The 16,075-nt window shown below is 59.5% G+C and carries 20 protein-coding genes; 11 read left to right on the top strand and 9 right to left on the bottom strand.

Translation table 11 applies throughout. The features are described from left to right. The first annotated feature begins 1 nt into the window (after window position 1). Both pcp and GIV35_RS15395 read left to right on the top strand, forming a co-directional pair. Complete coding sequence (gene pcp / locus GIV35_RS15400; RefSeq protein ID WP_236264817.1) at window positions 2–631, top strand: pyroglutamyl-peptidase I; 630 nt, start codon at window positions 2–4, stop codon at window positions 629–631. 79 nt (window positions 632–710) lie between these two features. Further along, entirely contained in the window at window positions 711–1,247 is a 537-nt protein-coding gene (locus GIV35_RS15395; protein WP_202692103.1) for an anti-virulence regulator CigR family protein, read from the top strand. 12 nt (window positions 1,248–1,259) lie between these two features. On the opposite strand, the gene GIV35_RS15390 is transcribed toward GIV35_RS15395, so the two are convergent. The 3 genes from GIV35_RS15390 to GIV35_RS15380 are packed head-to-tail and all read right to left on the bottom strand — an operon-like array spanning window position 1,260 to window position 3,631. Beyond that, window positions 1,260–2,660 (bottom strand): heavy metal sensor histidine kinase, encoded by a 1,401-nt coding sequence (locus GIV35_RS15390; RefSeq protein ID WP_105227352.1) that lies wholly within the window; start codon window positions 2,658–2,660, stop codon window positions 1,260–1,262. Next, entirely contained in the window at window positions 2,657–3,328 is a 672-nt protein-coding gene (locus tag GIV35_RS15385) for a heavy metal response regulator transcription factor (RefSeq protein ID WP_032896183.1), read from the bottom strand. Before GIV35_RS15385 ends, GIV35_RS15390 begins: the two co-directional genes overlap by 4 nt. A gap of 42 nt (window positions 3,329–3,370) precedes the next feature. Further along, the gene (locus GIV35_RS15380; RefSeq protein WP_054922395.1) at window positions 3,371–3,631 is read right to left on the bottom strand and encodes a DUF2790 domain-containing protein; all 261 of its coding nucleotides are present in this window, start codon (window positions 3,629–3,631) and stop codon (window positions 3,371–3,373) included. 183 nt (window positions 3,632–3,814) lie between these two features. Here GIV35_RS15380 and GIV35_RS15375 point away from each other — a divergent pair, with 183 nt between their 5' ends. Then, window positions 3,815–4,492 carry an HAD family hydrolase gene (locus GIV35_RS15375; RefSeq protein WP_236264816.1) on the top strand — a complete coding sequence of 226 codons (678 nt, stop codon included), beginning with the start codon at window positions 3,815–3,817 and terminating at the stop codon, window positions 4,490–4,492. Between the two features lie 20 nt (window positions 4,493–4,512). Here the strand turns inward: GIV35_RS15375 and GIV35_RS15370 are convergent, their stop codons facing one another. The 3 genes from GIV35_RS15370 to csrA form a co-directional block, all read right to left on the bottom strand. After that, a complete protein-coding gene (locus GIV35_RS15370) occupies window positions 4,513–4,809 on the bottom strand; it encodes a hypothetical protein (protein WP_054898326.1) in 297 nt (98 codons plus the stop codon). A gap of 93 nt (window positions 4,810–4,902) precedes the next feature. Next, window positions 4,903–5,163 (bottom strand): hypothetical protein, encoded by a 261-nt coding sequence (locus tag GIV35_RS15365; RefSeq protein ID WP_236264815.1) that lies wholly within the window; start codon window positions 5,161–5,163, stop codon window positions 4,903–4,905. Between the two features lie 210 nt (window positions 5,164–5,373). Beyond that, window positions 5,374–5,568, bottom strand: a complete 195-nt coding sequence (gene csrA / locus GIV35_RS15360) for a carbon storage regulator CsrA (RefSeq protein ID WP_003192511.1) — start codon at window positions 5,566–5,568, stop codon at window positions 5,374–5,376. Window positions 5,569–5,832: 264 nt separating this feature from the next. Here csrA and GIV35_RS15355 point away from each other — a divergent pair, with 264 nt between their 5' ends. Beyond that, a complete protein-coding gene (locus GIV35_RS15355) occupies window positions 5,833–6,198 on the top strand; it encodes an SPOR domain-containing protein (RefSeq protein ID WP_019820896.1) in 366 nt (121 codons plus the stop codon). 31 nt (window positions 6,199–6,229) lie between these two features. Here the strand turns inward: GIV35_RS15355 and GIV35_RS15350 are convergent, their stop codons facing one another. The 3 genes from GIV35_RS15350 to GIV35_RS15340 all read right to left on the bottom strand — a co-directional run bounded on the left by GIV35_RS15350 (window position 6,230) and on the right by GIV35_RS15340 (window position 8,522). Beyond that, complete coding sequence (locus tag GIV35_RS15350; RefSeq protein ID WP_052199994.1) at window positions 6,230–6,919, bottom strand: endonuclease; 690 nt, start codon at window positions 6,917–6,919, stop codon at window positions 6,230–6,232. A gap of 2 nt (window positions 6,920–6,921) precedes the next feature. Continuing rightward, window positions 6,922–7,173: a DUF1654 domain-containing protein gene (locus tag GIV35_RS15345; RefSeq protein ID WP_034128242.1), complete on the bottom strand. Its 252-nt coding sequence runs from the start codon at window positions 7,171–7,173 to the stop codon at window positions 6,922–6,924. Window positions 7,174–7,433: 260 nt separating this feature from the next. Beyond that, entirely contained in the window at window positions 7,434–8,522 is a 1,089-nt protein-coding gene (locus GIV35_RS15340; RefSeq protein ID WP_034128241.1) for an asparaginase, read from the bottom strand. A 565-nt stretch (window positions 8,523–9,087) separates the two neighbouring features. Here GIV35_RS15340 and GIV35_RS15335 point away from each other — a divergent pair. From GIV35_RS15335 to GIV35_RS15305, 7 genes are read left to right on the top strand one after another with little or no spacing between them, the layout of a single operon-like run. Beyond that, a complete protein-coding gene (locus GIV35_RS15335; protein ID WP_003192504.1) occupies window positions 9,088–10,047 on the top strand; it encodes a sugar ABC transporter substrate-binding protein in 960 nt (319 codons plus the stop codon). 57 nt (window positions 10,048–10,104) lie between these two features. Then, a complete protein-coding gene (locus tag GIV35_RS15330; protein WP_106118487.1) occupies window positions 10,105–11,658 on the top strand; it encodes a sugar ABC transporter ATP-binding protein in 1,554 nt (517 codons plus the stop codon). Then, entirely contained in the window at window positions 11,655–12,632 is a 978-nt protein-coding gene (locus GIV35_RS15325; protein WP_105227347.1) for an ABC transporter permease, read from the top strand. Before GIV35_RS15330 ends, GIV35_RS15325 begins: the two co-directional genes overlap by 4 nt. 3 nt (window positions 12,633–12,635) lie before the next feature. Next, window positions 12,636–13,658 (top strand): LacI family DNA-binding transcriptional regulator, encoded by a 1,023-nt coding sequence (locus GIV35_RS15320; RefSeq protein ID WP_003192500.1) that lies wholly within the window; start codon window positions 12,636–12,638, stop codon window positions 13,656–13,658. 23 nt (window positions 13,659–13,681) lie between these two features. Next, window positions 13,682–14,599 carry a ribokinase gene (rbsK, locus tag GIV35_RS15315; RefSeq protein ID WP_054922656.1) on the top strand — a complete coding sequence of 306 codons (918 nt, stop codon included), beginning with the start codon at window positions 13,682–13,684 and terminating at the stop codon, window positions 14,597–14,599. Continuing rightward, window positions 14,596–15,000 carry a D-ribose pyranase gene (gene rbsD, locus GIV35_RS15310; RefSeq protein WP_202692100.1) on the top strand — a complete coding sequence of 135 codons (405 nt, stop codon included), beginning with the start codon at window positions 14,596–14,598 and terminating at the stop codon, window positions 14,998–15,000. The genes rbsK and rbsD overlap by 4 nt, the downstream gene beginning before the upstream one ends. 26 nt (window positions 15,001–15,026) lie before the next feature. Then, complete coding sequence (locus tag GIV35_RS15305) at window positions 15,027–16,055, top strand: nucleoside hydrolase (protein ID WP_034128235.1); 1,029 nt, start codon at window positions 15,027–15,029, stop codon at window positions 16,053–16,055. The last annotated feature ends 20 nt before the right edge of the window (window positions 16,056–16,075 follow it).

The raw sequence follows: 16,075 nt of genomic DNA, 5'->3' as shown, positions 1-16,075 counted from the left end.
TGTGCAAAACGTATTGCTGACGGGCTTCGAGCCCTTTGATAAGGCGGCGGTAAACCCCTCTTGGGAGGCCGTGCGCCAGTTGGACGGTGTGCTTTTGTGCGACGGCGTGCAGATGGTTGCGCGTTGCTTGCCCTGCGCATTTGCCACCGCTGCCGAAACCTTGCTGCAGTTGATCAATGAACTGCGGCCGGCAATGGTCATCGCCACGGGCCTGGGGCCTGGGCGCAGTGATATTTCCATCGAGCGCGTTGCGATCAACGTAAACGATGCGCGTATTCCCGACAATCTGGGGGCGCAGCCGATTGATATTGCGGTCGTGGATGGCGGCCCGGCGGCGTACTTCTCGACGTTGCCGATCAAGGGCATGGTCAAGGCGGTGCGTGAGGCGGGTATTGCGGCCTCGGTATCGCAGACGGCGGGGACGTTTGTGTGCAACCAGGTGTTTTATCGCTTGCAGCACGCCTTGGTGGGGACTGGGGTGCGCAGTGGGTTTATTCACGTACCTGGTTTGCCTGACGCGGGCGAGCCTTCGATGGCGCTATCGACAATAGTCGAGGGTTTGAGGGTGGCGGCGTTGGCAGCCTGGCAAACCCAAGTAGATATCGCCTTGAGTGGTGGTCAGGTGAGCTGACGGCAGGCGCTGTTGTTTGTGTACGCTGTGTTGCGATTTCAACTACAGTTCAAGCACATATTTGCGTTGGGAAGTCGCCATGTTAAAGCGTACGAAGTTCGTGTCGGTTGCGTTGTCCCTTGCACTGTCCGTGACCAGTGGCCTTGCCCTTGCAGATCCAGGCAATGGCAAAGGCCAGGGTAACAATAAAGGTGATGTCTACGGTGGGCAGGGCAAAGGCCAAGGCAATAGCAAGGGTGATGCCTATGGTGGGCAGGACAAGGGTAAAGGCCAGGGTAATAACAAAGGTAATGCCCAGGGTGGGCAAGGTAAGGGCAAGGACAATGGCGGGCCCTCCAGGAATGACTTCAGCGTTGATCGCGGTCTCGTACTGAACGTGCTGGGCGGTCACCGCGATTATTGGAGCCCAGGGCCAGCCTTACCGCCTGGCATTCAGAAAAACCTGGCACGCGGCAAGCCCCTGCCGCCCGGTATTGCCAAGAAGCTGGACGGCCGCTTGCTGGGGCAATTGCCTCGCTACGACGGTTACGAGTGGCAGCAAGCGGGAACCGACTTGATATTGGTGGCCATTGCGACCGGTATCATCTACGAAGTTCTGAACGGTGCGTTTGATTGAGTCGCAGCGCCCTCAGGCTTCACGGCCGGGGAAAAACAACTCAAAACAGGTCACGCCATCTTCACTGCTTACGCGGTACCGCCCGTTATGCAGTTGCATGATGGTCGCTACGATCGAGAGTCCCAGTCCGTTGGACTGGGATGACCGCTCGCGGGATTCATCCACCCGGTAGAACCGTTCGAACAGCCGCGGCAGGTGCTCGGCCGGGATCGTCTGGCCGTGGTTACTGACCCTCAGGTTGATGCCCGCACCATCCGGCACTGCCTGGATACTCAGTTCCGAGCCCGGCGCGCCATATTTGATGGCGTTGGCGCACAGGTTGGCCAGGGCACGGCGCAGCAACATCGGTTCAGCCCAAATCACCCCTTCGCCCAAGGCGGTGATGTGCATGTCCACATCACCGGCCAACCCCTCGAAGTAATCCGCGATGCGTTCCACTTCATCCGCCGCGTCCAGCGCCTGGCGCTGGCGCAGTGCGCTGGCGGGGTCGGTGCGGGCCAGGAACAGCATGTTGTCGAGCATTCGCGCCAGGCGTTCCAGCTCTTCGACATTGGAGGCCAGCAGTTGCTGGTAGCTCTCGATGCTGCGCTGCTGCTGCAGGGCAACCTGGGTTTCGCCGAGCAGGTTGTTGATCGGGGTGCGCAGTTCATGGGCCATGTCGGTGGACACTTGGCCCAGTTGTACAAAGCCTTTGGCCAGGCGTTCAAGCATGGTGTTGAACGAGTCGATCATGGGCAGCAACTCTTTCGGTGCGCCGTGGCTGTCGAGCCGTTCGGCCAGGTTGCTGACGCCGATCCCTTGGGCATGCCGGGCCAGGCGGCGCAATGGCAGCAAGCCGCGATGAACCAGTAGGTAACCCACCAGCGCCAGGATGATCGCGGCGATACTCGCCAGGATGTATACGCTGAGTCGATAACTGGCGAGCACCGCGGTGCGCTCTGTCATCAGGCGGCCGCTGGTGATTTGCAGGCTGCCCAGGTCGCCGGAGTCGATAGCCACGGCCACCAGCGAGAAGGGAATACCGTTCAGGCCTGGCAAATGTTGCACGTCGCTCAACATGAGTTTGTGATCCTTGGGGAGCGGCTGGATCGACGGCAACTCAATATTCCCCGGGTTTACCAGCAGCAGTGGCTGTTTGCCGGGGGCGGCAATGCTCAGCACGGATTCGCGATTGCCCAACATGTTCTGGAACAGCTCTGGCTTGGTCTTGATCAGGTCCAGGGTATTGCTGTCGTTGAGCAGGTTGCGCAGCTGATCCACCCGGGATATCAGCGCGGCGTCGTCGCGGCGGATCAGTTCGCGCTCCAGTTCCCGGTACAGCGCCACGCCCAGGGTGGCCAGCAGGGCAAAGGCGAGCAGGGCGAAGATCAGTGCAAGGCGCAGGGTCAGGGAGTAAGGGTGTTGGCGGTTCATGGCTGGGTATCGAAGCGGTAGCCAATGCCCCGCACGCTGTGGATCAGCTTGAGCTGGAACGGGTCGTCGATTTTCAGGCGCAGGCGGCGCACGGCGACATCCACCACATTGGTGTCGCTGTCGAAGTTCATGTCCCATACCCGCGAAGCAATCAGCGAGCGGGACAGCACCTGGTCCTGGTGCGTCGCGAACAGATGCAGCAGGGCGAACTCTTTGTTGGTCAGGGTAATGCGCGTGCCGGCGCGGGTGACCCGACGTTTGAGTACGTCAATGTGCAGGTCGGCGATTTGCAGTTGTTCTTCATCCCGGCTCGGGCCACGACGGTTGAGGGTACGCAGGCGCGCCACCAGTTCGGCGAACGAAAAGGGCTTGATCAGGTAGTCATCGGCACCCAGCTCAAGGCCTTTGATGCGGTCGGCGATGTCATCGCGGGCGGTGAGGAACAGCACCGGCGTATCGGCTTCTTTGCGCAGGCGGCGCAGCACTTCCCAGCCATCCATTTTCGGCATCATCACGTCCAGTACGATCACGTCGAACGGCGTTTCAAGGGCCTGGTGCAAGCCGTCCACGCCATCGCGGGCCAGGCTTACGCAATGCCCCAGCTCCTGCAGGCCATTGAGCAGATAATTACCGGCCTTGGGTTCGTCTTCGACTACGAGGATGTTCATGGAAGGTGCTCTGCTTCAATAAGTTGCGCCAGTGTAGCCCGATCAATTGTCATTGGCGCAACCGGTGCCCTGGACTTGGTAATCCAGCACATGTTCGCGGTCTTGGTGGTCCAGGTAGCGCAGTTGCGCCGGCACAACCCCGCATTGGCCGTAGGTGTCGGTGCTCGACAGCACCTTGGCGACATCCAGGTGCACGAAGAAGCCGGTTTTATCGTGGATCACGTGGGTGGCGGGGGCGGTGTCGGCAGCGAATACCGAGCCAGTGGCAAGCAAAGCGGCGAAGCCTAAGGCGAAGAGTTTCATGGTGGTGTCTCACGTTCCGGGTGGGTAGTGAGCTCACGGTAACCAGGCGACCCCAACAGCCAACCAACAGGATCATGACAAGTTCGTCATTTTTTACTTGGAGGTGACGGGCCAGGACTCGGCGTTTACAAGCGTCGAGGTGATCCGTAGATTGCAGGGCCCAGCCCATGAGGAAGCCGCGCAGTGTCCAGCCCAACTCCAAATGTATTTACCCGGCGTTACCGCGCCTTTCTGTTCGATATGGACGGGACCCTGCTCAACTCCATTGCCGCTGCGGAGCGCGTCTGGGGCATCTGGGCTGCACGGCATGGCTTGGATGTGGAAGCGTTTCTGCACACCATTCATGGCGCCCGCGCGATTGATACGATCACCCGCCAGGCATTGCCGGGCGTCGATCCACAGGTAGAAGCCCAATGGATCACCGAGGCTGAGCTGGACGATGTCGAAGGCATCGTGGCGATTCCCGGCGCGGTGGCGTTTTTGGCGAGCCTGCCCGTCGATCAATGGGCGTTGGTCACCTCAGCGCCAAAGGCATTGGCCGTGCGCCGGCTGCAAGCAGCGGGCATCCCCGTGCCGGCGGTACTGGTGACAGCCGAAGATGTGACGACGGGCAAGCCCGATCCGGCCTGTTATGTGCTGGGTGCTCGGCGCCTGGGAGTGCCGGTTCAAGACTGCCTGGTGTTCGAGGACGCCACAGTGGGTATTCAGGCTGGGGAAGCGGCGGGGGCGGATATCATGGTGGTGACCTCGACACACTTGACGCCGATGGTGACCGCCCATGCTTGCATCGAGCAATACGGTGCGTTGAACGCCGAGCGTGGGGCTGATGGCTTGCTGTCCTTAAGTTCGTTGGCGCCATGATACGTGGAAGGCCGAGCCCGTTACCGGTCTCGGCCTTCCATGCAGTCGATGGGATCGGACAGTGCCTGCAGCCGGCTGTTTTTCATCCCCTGGCGCGACACCACCATTTCCCTGAGTATCTCGGTGGCGAGCCGGTTGATGGCTTCTGTACCGTGATAATGCGCGCGCACGATGCCGGTAATGGCGAAGTGATCGGTTCCCGGGCCGCTGAGAACGGCTGAGAGAGTACCGTCGGCATGCAGCGTGCACTCAACGGTATAGCTGGGCAGGCGCGCTGCCAGTGCTGACTCGATCTGGGCTTTGCTGAGGGTATCCATCTGTATCTGCCCCTTTGGCTGACTGCGCAAGCCCAATGATAGGTGGTGCGGCGGTGCTGTAAATACCGGCGATCCGATAACAGGTAAACGCCCTCAGCGTGCGGTTTTTTCATGGGGGCGATGAGCGGCACGCTGGCGCAGCTTGCGCAAGATCACCTTCTGAATGGGCTTGAGGCAGAACGCAAGCAGGTAGCCGCAGAGCAGAAGCGCAAGATCCAACGAGGAATGGGTGTCGGGATCAGCCCCTTCCACTTCCATTCTCAAGCAGCACCCGAGTGCCACGAAGACCAGCCCTATCAGCAGGGCGATCATCCAGGATTTTGAAACAAGCGGTTGCGACGCGGCTGGCCTCATCGACGTGTTCCCGAAATGCACTCGGACGGCAGGATAAAGTGTCAGAAGTTGGGCTGCCAATAGCGCGACAAGTTCCGGATACCCTGACAGTTTCATCTTGCAGCGAAGGGAGGGCTCAAGGTGCGCTGGTCACGCGCGGAAGCGCGAACAGGCCAATTGGGTTTTCGCCAGCCGTTACAGTGAACGAAAAGGCTGGCTACTGGAGGCGTTTCAAGGCGTCTGGTTTTTGTCGGGTGCAGTCAGGCCGGCCTGGATACGCTGGTAAATCTCCTCGCGATGCACGGCAACATCCTTAGGTGCGTTGATGCCGATTCGTACTTGCTGGCCGCTAACGCCCAGGATGGTGATCGTAATGTCATCACCGATGTTTATGCTTTCACCGACTTTGCGGGTGAGTATAAGCATGGACTTCTCCTTGAATTACTTTTAAGGACACATGTTTCAGACAGGGTAGGTGTCGGATGTGTGTAGCTTACTGCGAAGCGCTTCCCTGTGACTGCCTCTTTCTAGGACGCATAGAGGCGACATTAATTCCCATGGCGGTATCATACAGGTCGCGATACATGATTCGCATTGTTTAAGCCAACGTTTATGACGGCCAGAATAGACAGTGAATGGTAAAGTTGCCTCTTTGATCCTCAAAGGAGCAGGGCAGTGCGTAAAGTAGCGATGGCAATTGTGGTGTTGGCGTTGGCCGGATGCGGTGAAGGTAAGTCGGTCGACGCCCCCAAGGCCAAGCCTGCCGTGACCGAAAGCCTGCCGCAAACCGGTGCGATTGCCGCTCAGGAATGGGATATACGGGTCGGCCCGCCGGACCATAAGCTGCAGGCGATCACCGACCTGACCGCCTGGTTGCTGGAGCACGGGTTCAATTTCTACATCGTGAAAGTCGACGGCAAGGATGAGGTGCTATTGGGGCCGTTCGCGACCAAAGCCGAGGCCGAAGCCAAGCAGGCGCTGCTAAACGAAAAAATGGCGCGGGCCAAGAAAAACGACACCGTGTCGGAGATTATCGAACACAAGGCTGCGCAGTAGCGGGCGAAGTGGGCGGCCCCCCCGCCCACAGTCAGCCGCAGGCCTTCAGGTTGACCGGGCCGACGAATTCATTACCACGTCCCATCACGCACGCCACTGTCTGGTTGCGCTGGCGCTCCCAGGTTTGCACCGGATAGGTCTTGTTCCAGGCTTCATACAATTGCCGGTCCTGCTTCGACAGGCGCAGGCCATACTGCTTGCTCATATAAAAATACGTGCGTGCGATCATCCCGCGAATGGACGGGCGCGGCATGACTTTCTTCGCCTTGAAGTCCACCTGGGTCAGGCATGAGCCGTACTGCCCGCTTTGCACCGGCAGCCAGCCAAAACTGAAGTTGTTACGGTCGCCATTCACTTCACCGATGCTCGGCACCAGGTTGTGCAGGTCTGCCTCGGCGCGCTTGAACACCTCATCATGGCGCGTGCAGTTTTTTCGCCCGCCATTTTGCCAGCATTGGCGCTGATGTCCGATTTGCCAAGCCGGCACGATGTGTTCCCACTCAATGCGTGCAGCGCGGTTGGCGTTTTTGCGGGGGATGTAACCGCAGGCTTTCAGGTTCACCCGGTTACCGGTGTATTTGCAGCCGCAATAAAATTCGGTGGATTGCGGCGCGTAGAGCTTCCAGGCGATCTTCTTGGCTTCGCTGAAGGTGCGAGGGGCTTGGGCGTTGGCAGTGAAGGTTAAAAACAGACAGCACACAGCAATAAAACGGGCACTCACAATCAATCTTCCTTCGGCACAACCCAAAAAATCTGCACGCCACCGTCGTCCCGATAGGCGAGGGTGACGTTGTCATTTTCTGCAATCTCTTCCAGTAAACGTTGCCAATCGTTCTCCGGTTCCTCGGGTAAACGGAAGATCAACGCCGCCTTGGCTTTCTGCGCGTTGGTCGAGTTGATGATTTTTTGCACGCGGATAGCCAGGCGCTGATAGGCGTCAGGCGCTGCAGGTGCTGCGGAAGAGGGCTTTGCCACAGAGCATTCCTTAATGGGCTGTACGCACATACAGTATTTAACTGTAGGCAATTTCGCAACTGCTTAAATTTCAAGAAGTTCGTCTGACAGCGAATCAGGGAGTTTGTTGAGGTTCGGGGGGGAGAGGGGCTGAATGTGGCGAGGGAGCTTGCTCCCGCTCGGGTGCGTAGCGCCCGCAAGTATTTTGGGCCGCTTCGCAGCCCAGCGGGAGCAAGCTCCCTCGCCACAAAAGCATCTTTCTACAGATGAATCAGCAGGGATCAGTATTCCCAGAAGATCCGTTGCAGTTCCTTGCTGTCCTGGGTCTTGGTCAGGGCGACCATCGCCAGGATGCGGGCTTTCTGCGGGTTCAGGTCAAGGGCGGCGACCCAGTCGTATTTGTCGTCTGGCTGTTCGGCGTTACGCAGAACCATGCCACCGGCGTTGACGTGGGAAGAGCGAATGATCTGCACGCCTTGTTTACGCAATTCCACCAGCGCTGGAACGACCTTGGACGATACTGATCCATTGCCGGTACCGGCGTGAATGATTGCTTTGGCGCCCGCTTGGGCCAATGCCTTGTAGGCGGTGTCGCTCACGTTGCCATAGCCGTAGGCAATTTCAACGTCAGGCAGGCTTTTGATGGTCTTGATGTCGAACTCAGAATCCATGGTGTGACGCTTGGCCGGCAGGCGGAACCAGTAGGATTTACCCTCGACGACCATGCCCAGCGGGCCCCATGGGCTCTTGAACGCTTCGGTCTTGATGTTGATCATCTTGCTGACGTCGCGGCCAGATTGGATCTCGTCGTTCATGGTCACCAGCACGCCTTTGCCCCGTGCATCCTTGCTACCCGCGACCGCAACGGCGTTGTACAGGTTGAGCATGCCGTCTGCCGACATGGCGGTGCCTGGGCGCATGGAACCGACCACCACGATAGGCTTGTCGGTTTTTTCCACCAGGTTCAGGAAGTAGGCGGTTTCTTCAAGGGTGTCGGTGCCGTGGGTGATCACGATGCCGTCCACGTCCTTGCTGTCGGCCAATTCGGCGACACGGCGACCCAGTTGCAGAAGGTTTTCGTTATTGATGCTTTCCGACGCAATTTGCATCACTTGTTCGCCGCGAACATTGGCGATCTGACTAAGCTCAGGAACGCCGGCGATCAGTTGTTCGATGCCGACTTTGGCCGCCTGGTAGGTGGCACTGTTGGCCGCACTGGCGCCGGCGCCAGCGATGGTACCGCCGGTGGCGAGGATGACTACGTTGGATAGTTTGGTCTTGCTTTCGACTTCCTTTGCCTGGGCGGCAACGGGGAACAGCAGCAGAAGGGCCAGGGCACCCGGAATGACGTTCTTCAATGCAGATTTCATTATTTTTCTCTCTGGTTTTTGATGAGTGCTGTAGCAGGTTCATCTAGAACACCCGGGCGGTTCTGAACGCCGCGAGGTGCTGAGAAAGAGCAGGATTTGTACCAGACTGAGCATGTTGGTTTTTATAAATTAACTTATTGATTTAAAACAACTTAAGCTAATATTTTAGTTTCATGGGGCTTGGCGCTGTCCGGCTTTCCGAACGCGAAGGGTTGTGGTGTTCGGTTGTCCGAAAGCGAACACGATTTGTCCGAGCGCTGTGGTTGATCATTCGCAGTGCAGCCTGTCGTTTTCAGCGAACGTCAGAGAGGGCGAATTTGCTTAAACGTATCAGCCGTCGGTAGCTCAAGGGAGAGTTTGGAGGCCGCCAATGAAAGGCTTGCTGCTACCGTTGACAAATCTCGACAAGGTTCTCATAGTTTGCTCAACGCAAACGTTTGCGAGATGTTTCACTGCGCCCTTGGCGCATCGTGACAGCTCGTATCAGCCGCCCAAGTGGGAGGGCTGCCGAAGGGCTCTTCGGTGCAAGCGTTGCTCACAATAATCATAAGATCGGAGTGAACCCATGAAGCTGCCATTTGCTGGACGTCTTCTTGCTGTTGCTGTGCTTGCTGCCGCATCCGCCGCTTTGCCTCTCTCTTCTGCATTTGCCGATGACGCTGCCAAAACGCCTACCGTGGGTTTGGTCATGAAGTCCCTTGCCAATGAGTTTTTCGTCACCATGACCGACGGTGCGAAGGATTACCAGAAAGCGCACCCAACAGAATTCAAGTTGATCTCCAACGGCATCAAGAACGAAACCGATACCAGCGCGCAGATCGCCATTGTCAACGAAATGATCAACGCCAAGGTTGATGCGCTTGTCATTGCTCCCGCCGACTCCAAGGCACTCGCCAGTGTGCTGAAAAAGGCTTCTGATGCCGGTATCAAGGTGGTCAACATCGACAACCGCCTGGACCCGGAAGTACTCAAAAGCAAAAACCTCGATATTCCTTTTGTAGGCCCGGATAACCGCAAAGGCTCCAAGCTGGTGGGCGACTACCTGGCCAAGCAACTGGCCGCCGGTGACAAGGTCGGCATCATCGAGGGCGTACCCACTACCACCAATGCCCAGCAGCGCACCGCAGGCTTCAAGGATGCGATGGACGCGGCAGGCATGAAGATTGTTTCCACCCAATCCGGTAACTGGGAAATCGACCAAGGCAACAAGATCGCGGCAGCGATGCTGAGCGAAACGCCGGATATCAAGGCGCTGTTGGCCGGTAACGACAACATGGCCCTGGGCGCTGTTTCCGCCGTGCGTGCGGCAGGCAAGGCCGGCAAGGTGTTGGTGGTAGGTTACGACAACATTGACGCGATCAAGCCAATGCTCAAGGACGGCCGCGTGTTGGCCACCGCTGACCAGGCCGCCGCCCAGCAAGCCGTGTTCGGTATCCAGAACGCGCTGAAGCTGGTCAAGGGTGAGAAAGTCGATGCCAAAGATGGCGTGATCGAAACCCCGGTCGAACTCGTCATCAAGCAGTAATCCTGGCAGTACCCAACAGCGCCCGCTCGTCCTGAGCGGGCGCCTGGAGATTTTCCTATGTCATCTTCCGCCCCGAACGCTGTCCTCTCGGTCAGCGGTATCGGTAAGACCTATGCCCAACCGGTTCTGTCCGACATCACCCTGACGCTCAATCGCGGGGAAGTGTTGGCTCTGACCGGTGAGAACGGCGCAGGCAAAAGTACCTTGTCGAAGATCATCGGCGGCCTGGTCACGCCCACCACCGGGCACATGCAATTCAACGGTCAGGATTATCGTCCCGCCAGCCGCACCCAGGCCGAAGCCTTGGGCGTGCGCATGGTCATGCAGGAACTCAACCTGCTGCCGACGCTGACCGTGGCTGAAAACCTGTTCCTGGATAACCTGCCGAGCCGCTGTGGCTGGATCAGCCGCAAACAACTGCGCAAAGCCGCGATCGAAGCCATGGCCCAAGTCGGCCTGGACGCGATCGACCCGGACACACTGGTAGGCAGCCTGGGCATTGGTCATCAGCAAATGGTCGAGATCGCTCGTAACCTGATCGGCGACTGCCATGTATTGATCCTCGACGAGCCCACGGCGATGCTTACTGCTCGTGAAGTCGAGATGCTGTTTGAACAAATCACGCGCCTGCAGGCTCGAGGCGTGGCGATCATTTATATTTCGCACCGGCTCGAAGAGTTGGCCCGTGTCGCCCAGCGTATTGCGGTATTGCGCGACGGCAAGCTGGTCTGCGTCGAGCCGATGGCCAATTACAACAGTGAGCAGTTGGTGACCTTGATGGTCGGTCGCGAACTGGGTGAACACATCGATTTGGGCCCGCGCACCATCGGAGGCCCGGCCTTGACCGTGACGGGCCTGACCCGTTCGGACAAGGTCCGCGATGTGTCCTTTGAAGTACGCGCCGGTGAAATCTATGGCATTTCCGGCCTGATCGGCGCCGGCCGCACCGAATTGCTGCGCCTGATTTTCGGCGCCGACCCGGCCGACAGCGGCACCGTGGCCTTGGGTTCGCCGGCCAAGGTGGTGAGCATTCGCTCGCCGGTGGACGCGGTCGGTCATGGTATTGCCCTGATCACCGAAGACCGCAAGGGCGAGGGCCTGCTGCTGACCCAGTCCATCAGCGCCAACATCGCCCTGGGCAACATGCCGGAAATTTCCGGCGGGGGCGTCGTCAACAGCCGTAACGAAACCGCTCTGGCCAAGCGCCAGATCGACGCCATGCGAATCCGCAGTTCCAGCCCGACGCAACTGGTGTCCGAGCTGTCGGGTGGTAACCAGCAGAAGGTGGTGATTGGCCGCTGGCTGGAGCGCGACTGCGCAGTAATGCTGTTCGATGAGCCTACCCGCGGTATCGACGTCGGTGCCAAGTTCGATATCTATGCCTTGCTCGGTGAACTGACCCGCCAAGGCAAAGCGCTGGTGGTGGTGTCCAGTGACCTGCGTGAGCTGATGCTGATCTGTGACCGCATCGGTGTGCTGTCCGCCGGGCGCCTGATCGAGACCTTCGAGCGTGACAGCTGGACCCAGGACGAATTGCTCGCCGCCGCCTTTGCCGGCTATCAGAAACGTGATGCGCTGCTCAACGAAGCAGCACCTAGGAATACCCCATGAAAACAAACATTTCCCCCGGTAAAACTGGCGGCAACTTCTATGGCCTGGGTACTTACCTCGGGCTGGCAGGTGCCTTGCTGGCGATGATTGCGCTGTTCTCGGTGCTCAGCGATCACTTTCTGTCCTATGACACCTTCAGCACCCTGGCCAACCAGATTCCAGACCTGATGGTGCTGGCGGTGGGCATGACCTTCATCCTGATCATTGGCGGCATCGACCTGTCTGTGGGATCGGTACTGGCATTGGCGGCCTCGGCAGTCAGCGTGGCGATCCTGGGCTGGGGCTGGAGCGTGTTGCCCGCCGCTCTGTTGGGCATGGGCTGCGCGGCGTTGGCCGGCACCATCACCGGGTCCATCACGGTGGCCTGGCGCATTCCGTCATTTATCGTATCCCTCGGCGTGCTGGAGATGGCCCGCGGCGTGGCCTACCAGATGACGGGCTCGCGCACCGCTTATATCGGTGACTCGTTTGCCTGGCTGTCCAACCCGATTGCCTTCGGTATTTCCCCGTCGTTCATCATCGCCTTGCTGGTGATCATCGCGGCCCAGTTGGTTCTGACCCGTACGGTCTTCGGCCGCTACCTGATCGGCATCGGCACCAACGAAGAAGCGGTGCGCCTGGCGGGTATCAATCCCAAGCCTTACAAGGTCCTGGTGTTCAGCCTGATGGGCCTGTTGGCCGGTGTGGCGGCGCTGTTCCAGATCTCGCGCCTGGAAGCGGCGGACCCGAATGCCGGTTCGGGCCTGGAGCTGCAAGTGATCGCCGCCGTGGTGATTGGTGGCACCAGCCTGATGGGCGGGCGTGGCTCGGTCATCAGTACGTTCTTCGGGGTGTTGATTATTTCGGTCCTGGCCGCCGGGCTGGCGCAGATTGGCGCGACGGAACCGACTAAACGCATCATTACCGGTGCCGTGATCGTGATCGCCGTGGTCCTTGATACTTATCGCAGCCAGCGCGCCAGTCGGCGGGGCTGAACCATGGCAACGATCAAGGATGTGGCAGCGCTTGCAGGTATTTCCTACACCACCGTGTCCCATGTGGTGAACAAGACGCGCCCAGTCAGCGAGCCGGTACGCATCAAGGTCGAGGCGGCGATCAAGCAGTTGGACTACGTGCCCAGTGCCGTCGCACGCTCGCTCAAGGCCAAGACCACGGCCACCATCGGGCTGCTGGTGCCCAACAGCCTCAACCCGTATTTTGCCGAGCTGGCTCGGGGTATCGAGGATTACTGCGAGCGTAATGGCTATTGCGTGATCCTCTGCAACTCGGATGACGACGCAGAGAAACAGCGCAGTTATTTGCGCGTGTTGCTGGAAAAGCGCGTCGACGGCTTGATCGTCACATCCGTGGGCGGTGATGACAGTGGCCTTGCCGCAGGCTTGAGTGCAGTGCGCACGCCCATGGTGATTGTCGACCGGGCGCTGGATGGGATTGATGTGGACCTGGTGCGCATCGATCACGAAGAGGGCGCTTACCTGGCGACCCGGCACTTGCTGGAATTGGGGCACCGGGACATCGCCTGTATCGGCGGCCCTGGGCATACCCGCGTGGCGCAGATGCGCCTGGCGGGTTACCAGCGTGCATTGCGCGAGGCGGGCATCGAGGTGTTGGCCAGTCGTACCCTGGAAAGCGATTTCACCAGCACGGGCGGGTATGCCGCAGCTGTACAGTTATTATCGCAACACCCGCCCAGCGCGATTTTCGCCAGCAACGATATGATTGGTTTTGGCGTGCTGCGCGCCGCCGCCGAGCGCAATGTGCGGGTGCCGGGCGAGCTGTCGGTGATCGGTTTCGATGACATCCAGATGGGGCGCTACGTCTATCCGGCGCTGACGACGGTCGGCCAGTCGATCCTGCAGTTGGGCGAGACTGCGGCCGAATTATTACTGCAACGAATAGCAACACCCCAACTGCCGATCGATCAACGTATCGTGACGCCCAGTATTGTTTTGCGTGAGTCGACCGCGCCATTGGCTGATGTGTTCGCCCAATACCGCTGAACCGAATTGATGAGTACTGATGTATGCCAGCAAAAGTAGTGGTAATAGGCAGCTTGAACATGGACCTGGTCACCCGCGCCAGTCGCTTGCCGCGTGCCGGTGAAACCCTGATCGGCCAGACGTTCTCCACTGTGCCCGGCGGCAAGGGCGCCAACCAGGCCGTCGCCTCGGCACGCCTGGGGGCGAGTGTCGCAATGGTGGGATGCATCGGTACCGACGCCTATGGCAGCCAATTGCGCGATGCGCTGTTGGTGGAAGGGATCGATTGCCAGGCAGTCAGCACGGTGGACGGCTCCAGCGGTGTGGCGTTGATCGTGGTCGATGACAGCAGCCAGAACGCCATTGTCATTGTGGCCGGCAGCAACGGTGAGCTGACGCCTGCGTCGCTGCGAACGTGCGACGCTGTGCTGCAGGCGGCAGACGTGATCATCTGCCAGCTTGAGGTGCCGATGGAGACCGTTGGGTATGCGCTCAAGCGGGGTCGCGAGCTGGGCAAGACCGTCATCCTCAACCCGGCCCCGGCAAGCGGACCATTGCCCGCTGACTGGTATGCCTCGATCGATTATCTGATCCCCAATGAAAGCGAGGCCAGTGCTCTCAGCGGCGTAGCGGTCGACTCCCTCGACAGCGCCAAGGTCGCCGCGACCGCGCTGATCCAGGCGGGTGCTGGCAAGGTCATCATTACCCTGGGCGCCCAGGGCGCGCTGTTTGCCGACGGCAAGAGCTTTGAGCACCTGGTGGCGCCGAAGGTCAAGGCGGTGGATACCACCGCTGCTGGCGATACCTTTGTCGGTGGCTTTGCCGCCGCGCTGGCCGCGGGCCAGAGCGAAGCCGAGGCGATCCGTTTTGGCCAGGTGGCGGCGGCGTTGTCAGTGACCCGCGCCGGCGCTCAGCCTTCCATTCCTACGCTGCACGACGTACAAGGTTTTGTGCCCGCATGAAAAAGACACCTTTGCTGAATATCGCCCTGTCGCGCGTGATCGCGTCCCTGGGCCACGGTGACATTCTGGTCATCGGCGATGCCGGCCTGCCGGTACCTCCCGGCGTCGAATTGATCGACCTGGCACTGACCCAGGGCATCCCGGACTTCATCAGCACCTTGCGCATCGTGCTTAGCGAAATGCAGGTGGAAAGCCATGTTCTGGCAGAAGAGATCCTGCTGAAACAACCGCCTGCGCTGACCGAGCTTGATGTGCTCACAGAGCAGGCTGCACTGGGCGAGCGACGCCTGCTCAGCCATGACCAATTCAAGCAATTGAGCCGCAATGCCCGCGCTGTGGTGCGCACTGGCGAGTGCCAGCCGTACTGCAATATCGCGCTGGTGTCCGGCGTAACGTTCTAGTGTCCCCCTATGACAAGGAGTGCTTTATGCAACGTGGTCTACCTACCCTGAAAAACCTGTTCCGGAGTGTTCTGCTTTTGTCCGCGCTCACTGCTGCAAGCGCCCAAGCGGCGGAAAAAATCGACCTGATCATCGATACCGACCCGGGTGCCGATGACGTGGTGGCCTTGCTGTTCGCCATGGCCTCGCCGGAGGAGTTGAGCATTCGTGCGCTGACCACCGTCGCCGGCAATGTGCGCCTGGACAAGACCTCCCGCAACGCGCGCCTGGCGCGCGAGTGGGCAGGTCGCGAGGACATCCCGGTGTACGCAGGTGCGCCAGCGCCGTTGTTGCGCAAACCGATCTACGCCGAGAATATCCATGGCAAGGAAGGCATCTCGGGCGTCACGGTGCATGAACCGAAAAAAGGCCTGGCCGAAGGCAATGCCGTCGACTACCTGATCAAGACCCTGAGCAGCGCTAAGCCGCACAGCATCACCATCGCCATGCTCGGCCCGCAGACCAACCTGGCACTGGCACTGACTCAAGCGCCCGAAATCACCCAGGGCATCAAAGAAGTGGTCGTGATGGGCGGGGCCCACTTCAACGGCGGCAATATCACCCCAGTGGCCGAGTTCAACCTGTTCGCCGATCCGGTGGCGGCGGAGATCGTGCTCAAAAGCGGTGTGAAGTTGACCTACCTGCCGTTGGACGTGACTCATAAAGTCCTCACCAGCGACGCCCGCCTGAAGAAGATTGCGGACCTGAACAACAACGCGAGCAAGGTCGTCAGCAGTATTCTGAATGAGTACGTCAAAGGCGATATGGAGCACTACGGCATTCCGGGTGGCCCGGTCCATGACGCTACCGTGGTGGCGTACCTGCTCAAGCCTTCGCTGTTCAGCGGTCGTGAGGCCAATATGGTGGTCGACAGCCGCGAAGGCCCGACCTTCGGCCAGACCATCGTCGATTGGTACGACGGCCTCAAGCAGCCGAAGAATGTGTTCTGGGTTGAGAATGGCGACGCCCAGGGCTTCTTCGATCTGCTGACCGAGCGCCTGGCGCGTCTGAAGTAAGTTAGCGGGGCGGCGCTCGT

This window comes from Pseudomonas sp. PA-1-6B (assembly GCF_021609545.1).
Taxonomy (GTDB): Bacteria; Pseudomonadota; Gammaproteobacteria; order Pseudomonadales; family Pseudomonadaceae; genus Aquipseudomonas; species Aquipseudomonas fluorescens_BV.
Note: the sequence above shows the minus strand (reverse complement) of the source record. Positions and strands in the feature narration are given on the sequence as shown.

Excerpts from the sequence above, each read along its gene's own strand:
- GIV35_RS15395 (WP_202692103.1), top strand. The coding sequence starts at position 711 with ATGTTAAAGCGTACGAAGTTCGTGTCGGTTGCGTTGTCCCTTGCACTG.
- GIV35_RS15390 (WP_105227352.1), bottom strand. The coding sequence starts at position 2,660 with ATGAACCGCCAACACCCTTACTCCCTGACCCTGCGCCTTGCACTGATC.
- GIV35_RS15385 (WP_032896183.1), bottom strand. The coding sequence starts at position 3,328 with ATGAACATCCTCGTAGTCGAAGACGAACCCAAGGCCGGTAATTATCTG.
- GIV35_RS15380 (WP_054922395.1), bottom strand. The coding sequence starts at position 3,631 with ATGAAACTCTTCGCCTTAGGCTTCGCCGCTTTGCTTGCCACTGGCTCG.
- GIV35_RS15370 (WP_054898326.1), bottom strand. The coding sequence starts at position 4,809 with ATGGATACCCTCAGCAAAGCCCAGATCGAGTCAGCACTGGCAGCGCGC.
- GIV35_RS15365 (WP_236264815.1), bottom strand. The coding sequence starts at position 5,163 with ATGAGGCCAGCCGCGTCGCAACCGCTTGTTTCAAAATCCTGGATGATC.
- csrA (WP_003192511.1), bottom strand. The coding sequence starts at position 5,568 with ATGCTTATACTCACCCGCAAAGTCGGTGAAAGCATAAACATCGGTGAT.
- GIV35_RS15355 (WP_019820896.1), top strand. The coding sequence starts at position 5,833 with ATGGCAATTGTGGTGTTGGCGTTGGCCGGATGCGGTGAAGGTAAGTCG.
- GIV35_RS15340 (WP_034128241.1), bottom strand. The coding sequence starts at position 8,522 with ATGAAATCTGCATTGAAGAACGTCATTCCGGGTGCCCTGGCCCTTCTG.
- GIV35_RS15335 (WP_003192504.1), top strand. The coding sequence starts at position 9,088 with ATGAAGCTGCCATTTGCTGGACGTCTTCTTGCTGTTGCTGTGCTTGCT.
- GIV35_RS15330 (WP_106118487.1), top strand. The coding sequence starts at position 10,105 with ATGTCATCTTCCGCCCCGAACGCTGTCCTCTCGGTCAGCGGTATCGGT.
- GIV35_RS15325 (WP_105227347.1), top strand. The coding sequence starts at position 11,655 with ATGAAAACAAACATTTCCCCCGGTAAAACTGGCGGCAACTTCTATGGC.
- GIV35_RS15320 (WP_003192500.1), top strand. The coding sequence starts at position 12,636 with ATGGCAACGATCAAGGATGTGGCAGCGCTTGCAGGTATTTCCTACACC.
- rbsK (WP_054922656.1), top strand. The coding sequence starts at position 13,682 with ATGCCAGCAAAAGTAGTGGTAATAGGCAGCTTGAACATGGACCTGGTC.
- rbsD (WP_202692100.1), top strand. The coding sequence starts at position 14,596 with ATGAAAAAGACACCTTTGCTGAATATCGCCCTGTCGCGCGTGATCGCG.
- GIV35_RS15305 (WP_034128235.1), top strand. The coding sequence starts at position 15,027 with ATGCAACGTGGTCTACCTACCCTGAAAAACCTGTTCCGGAGTGTTCTG.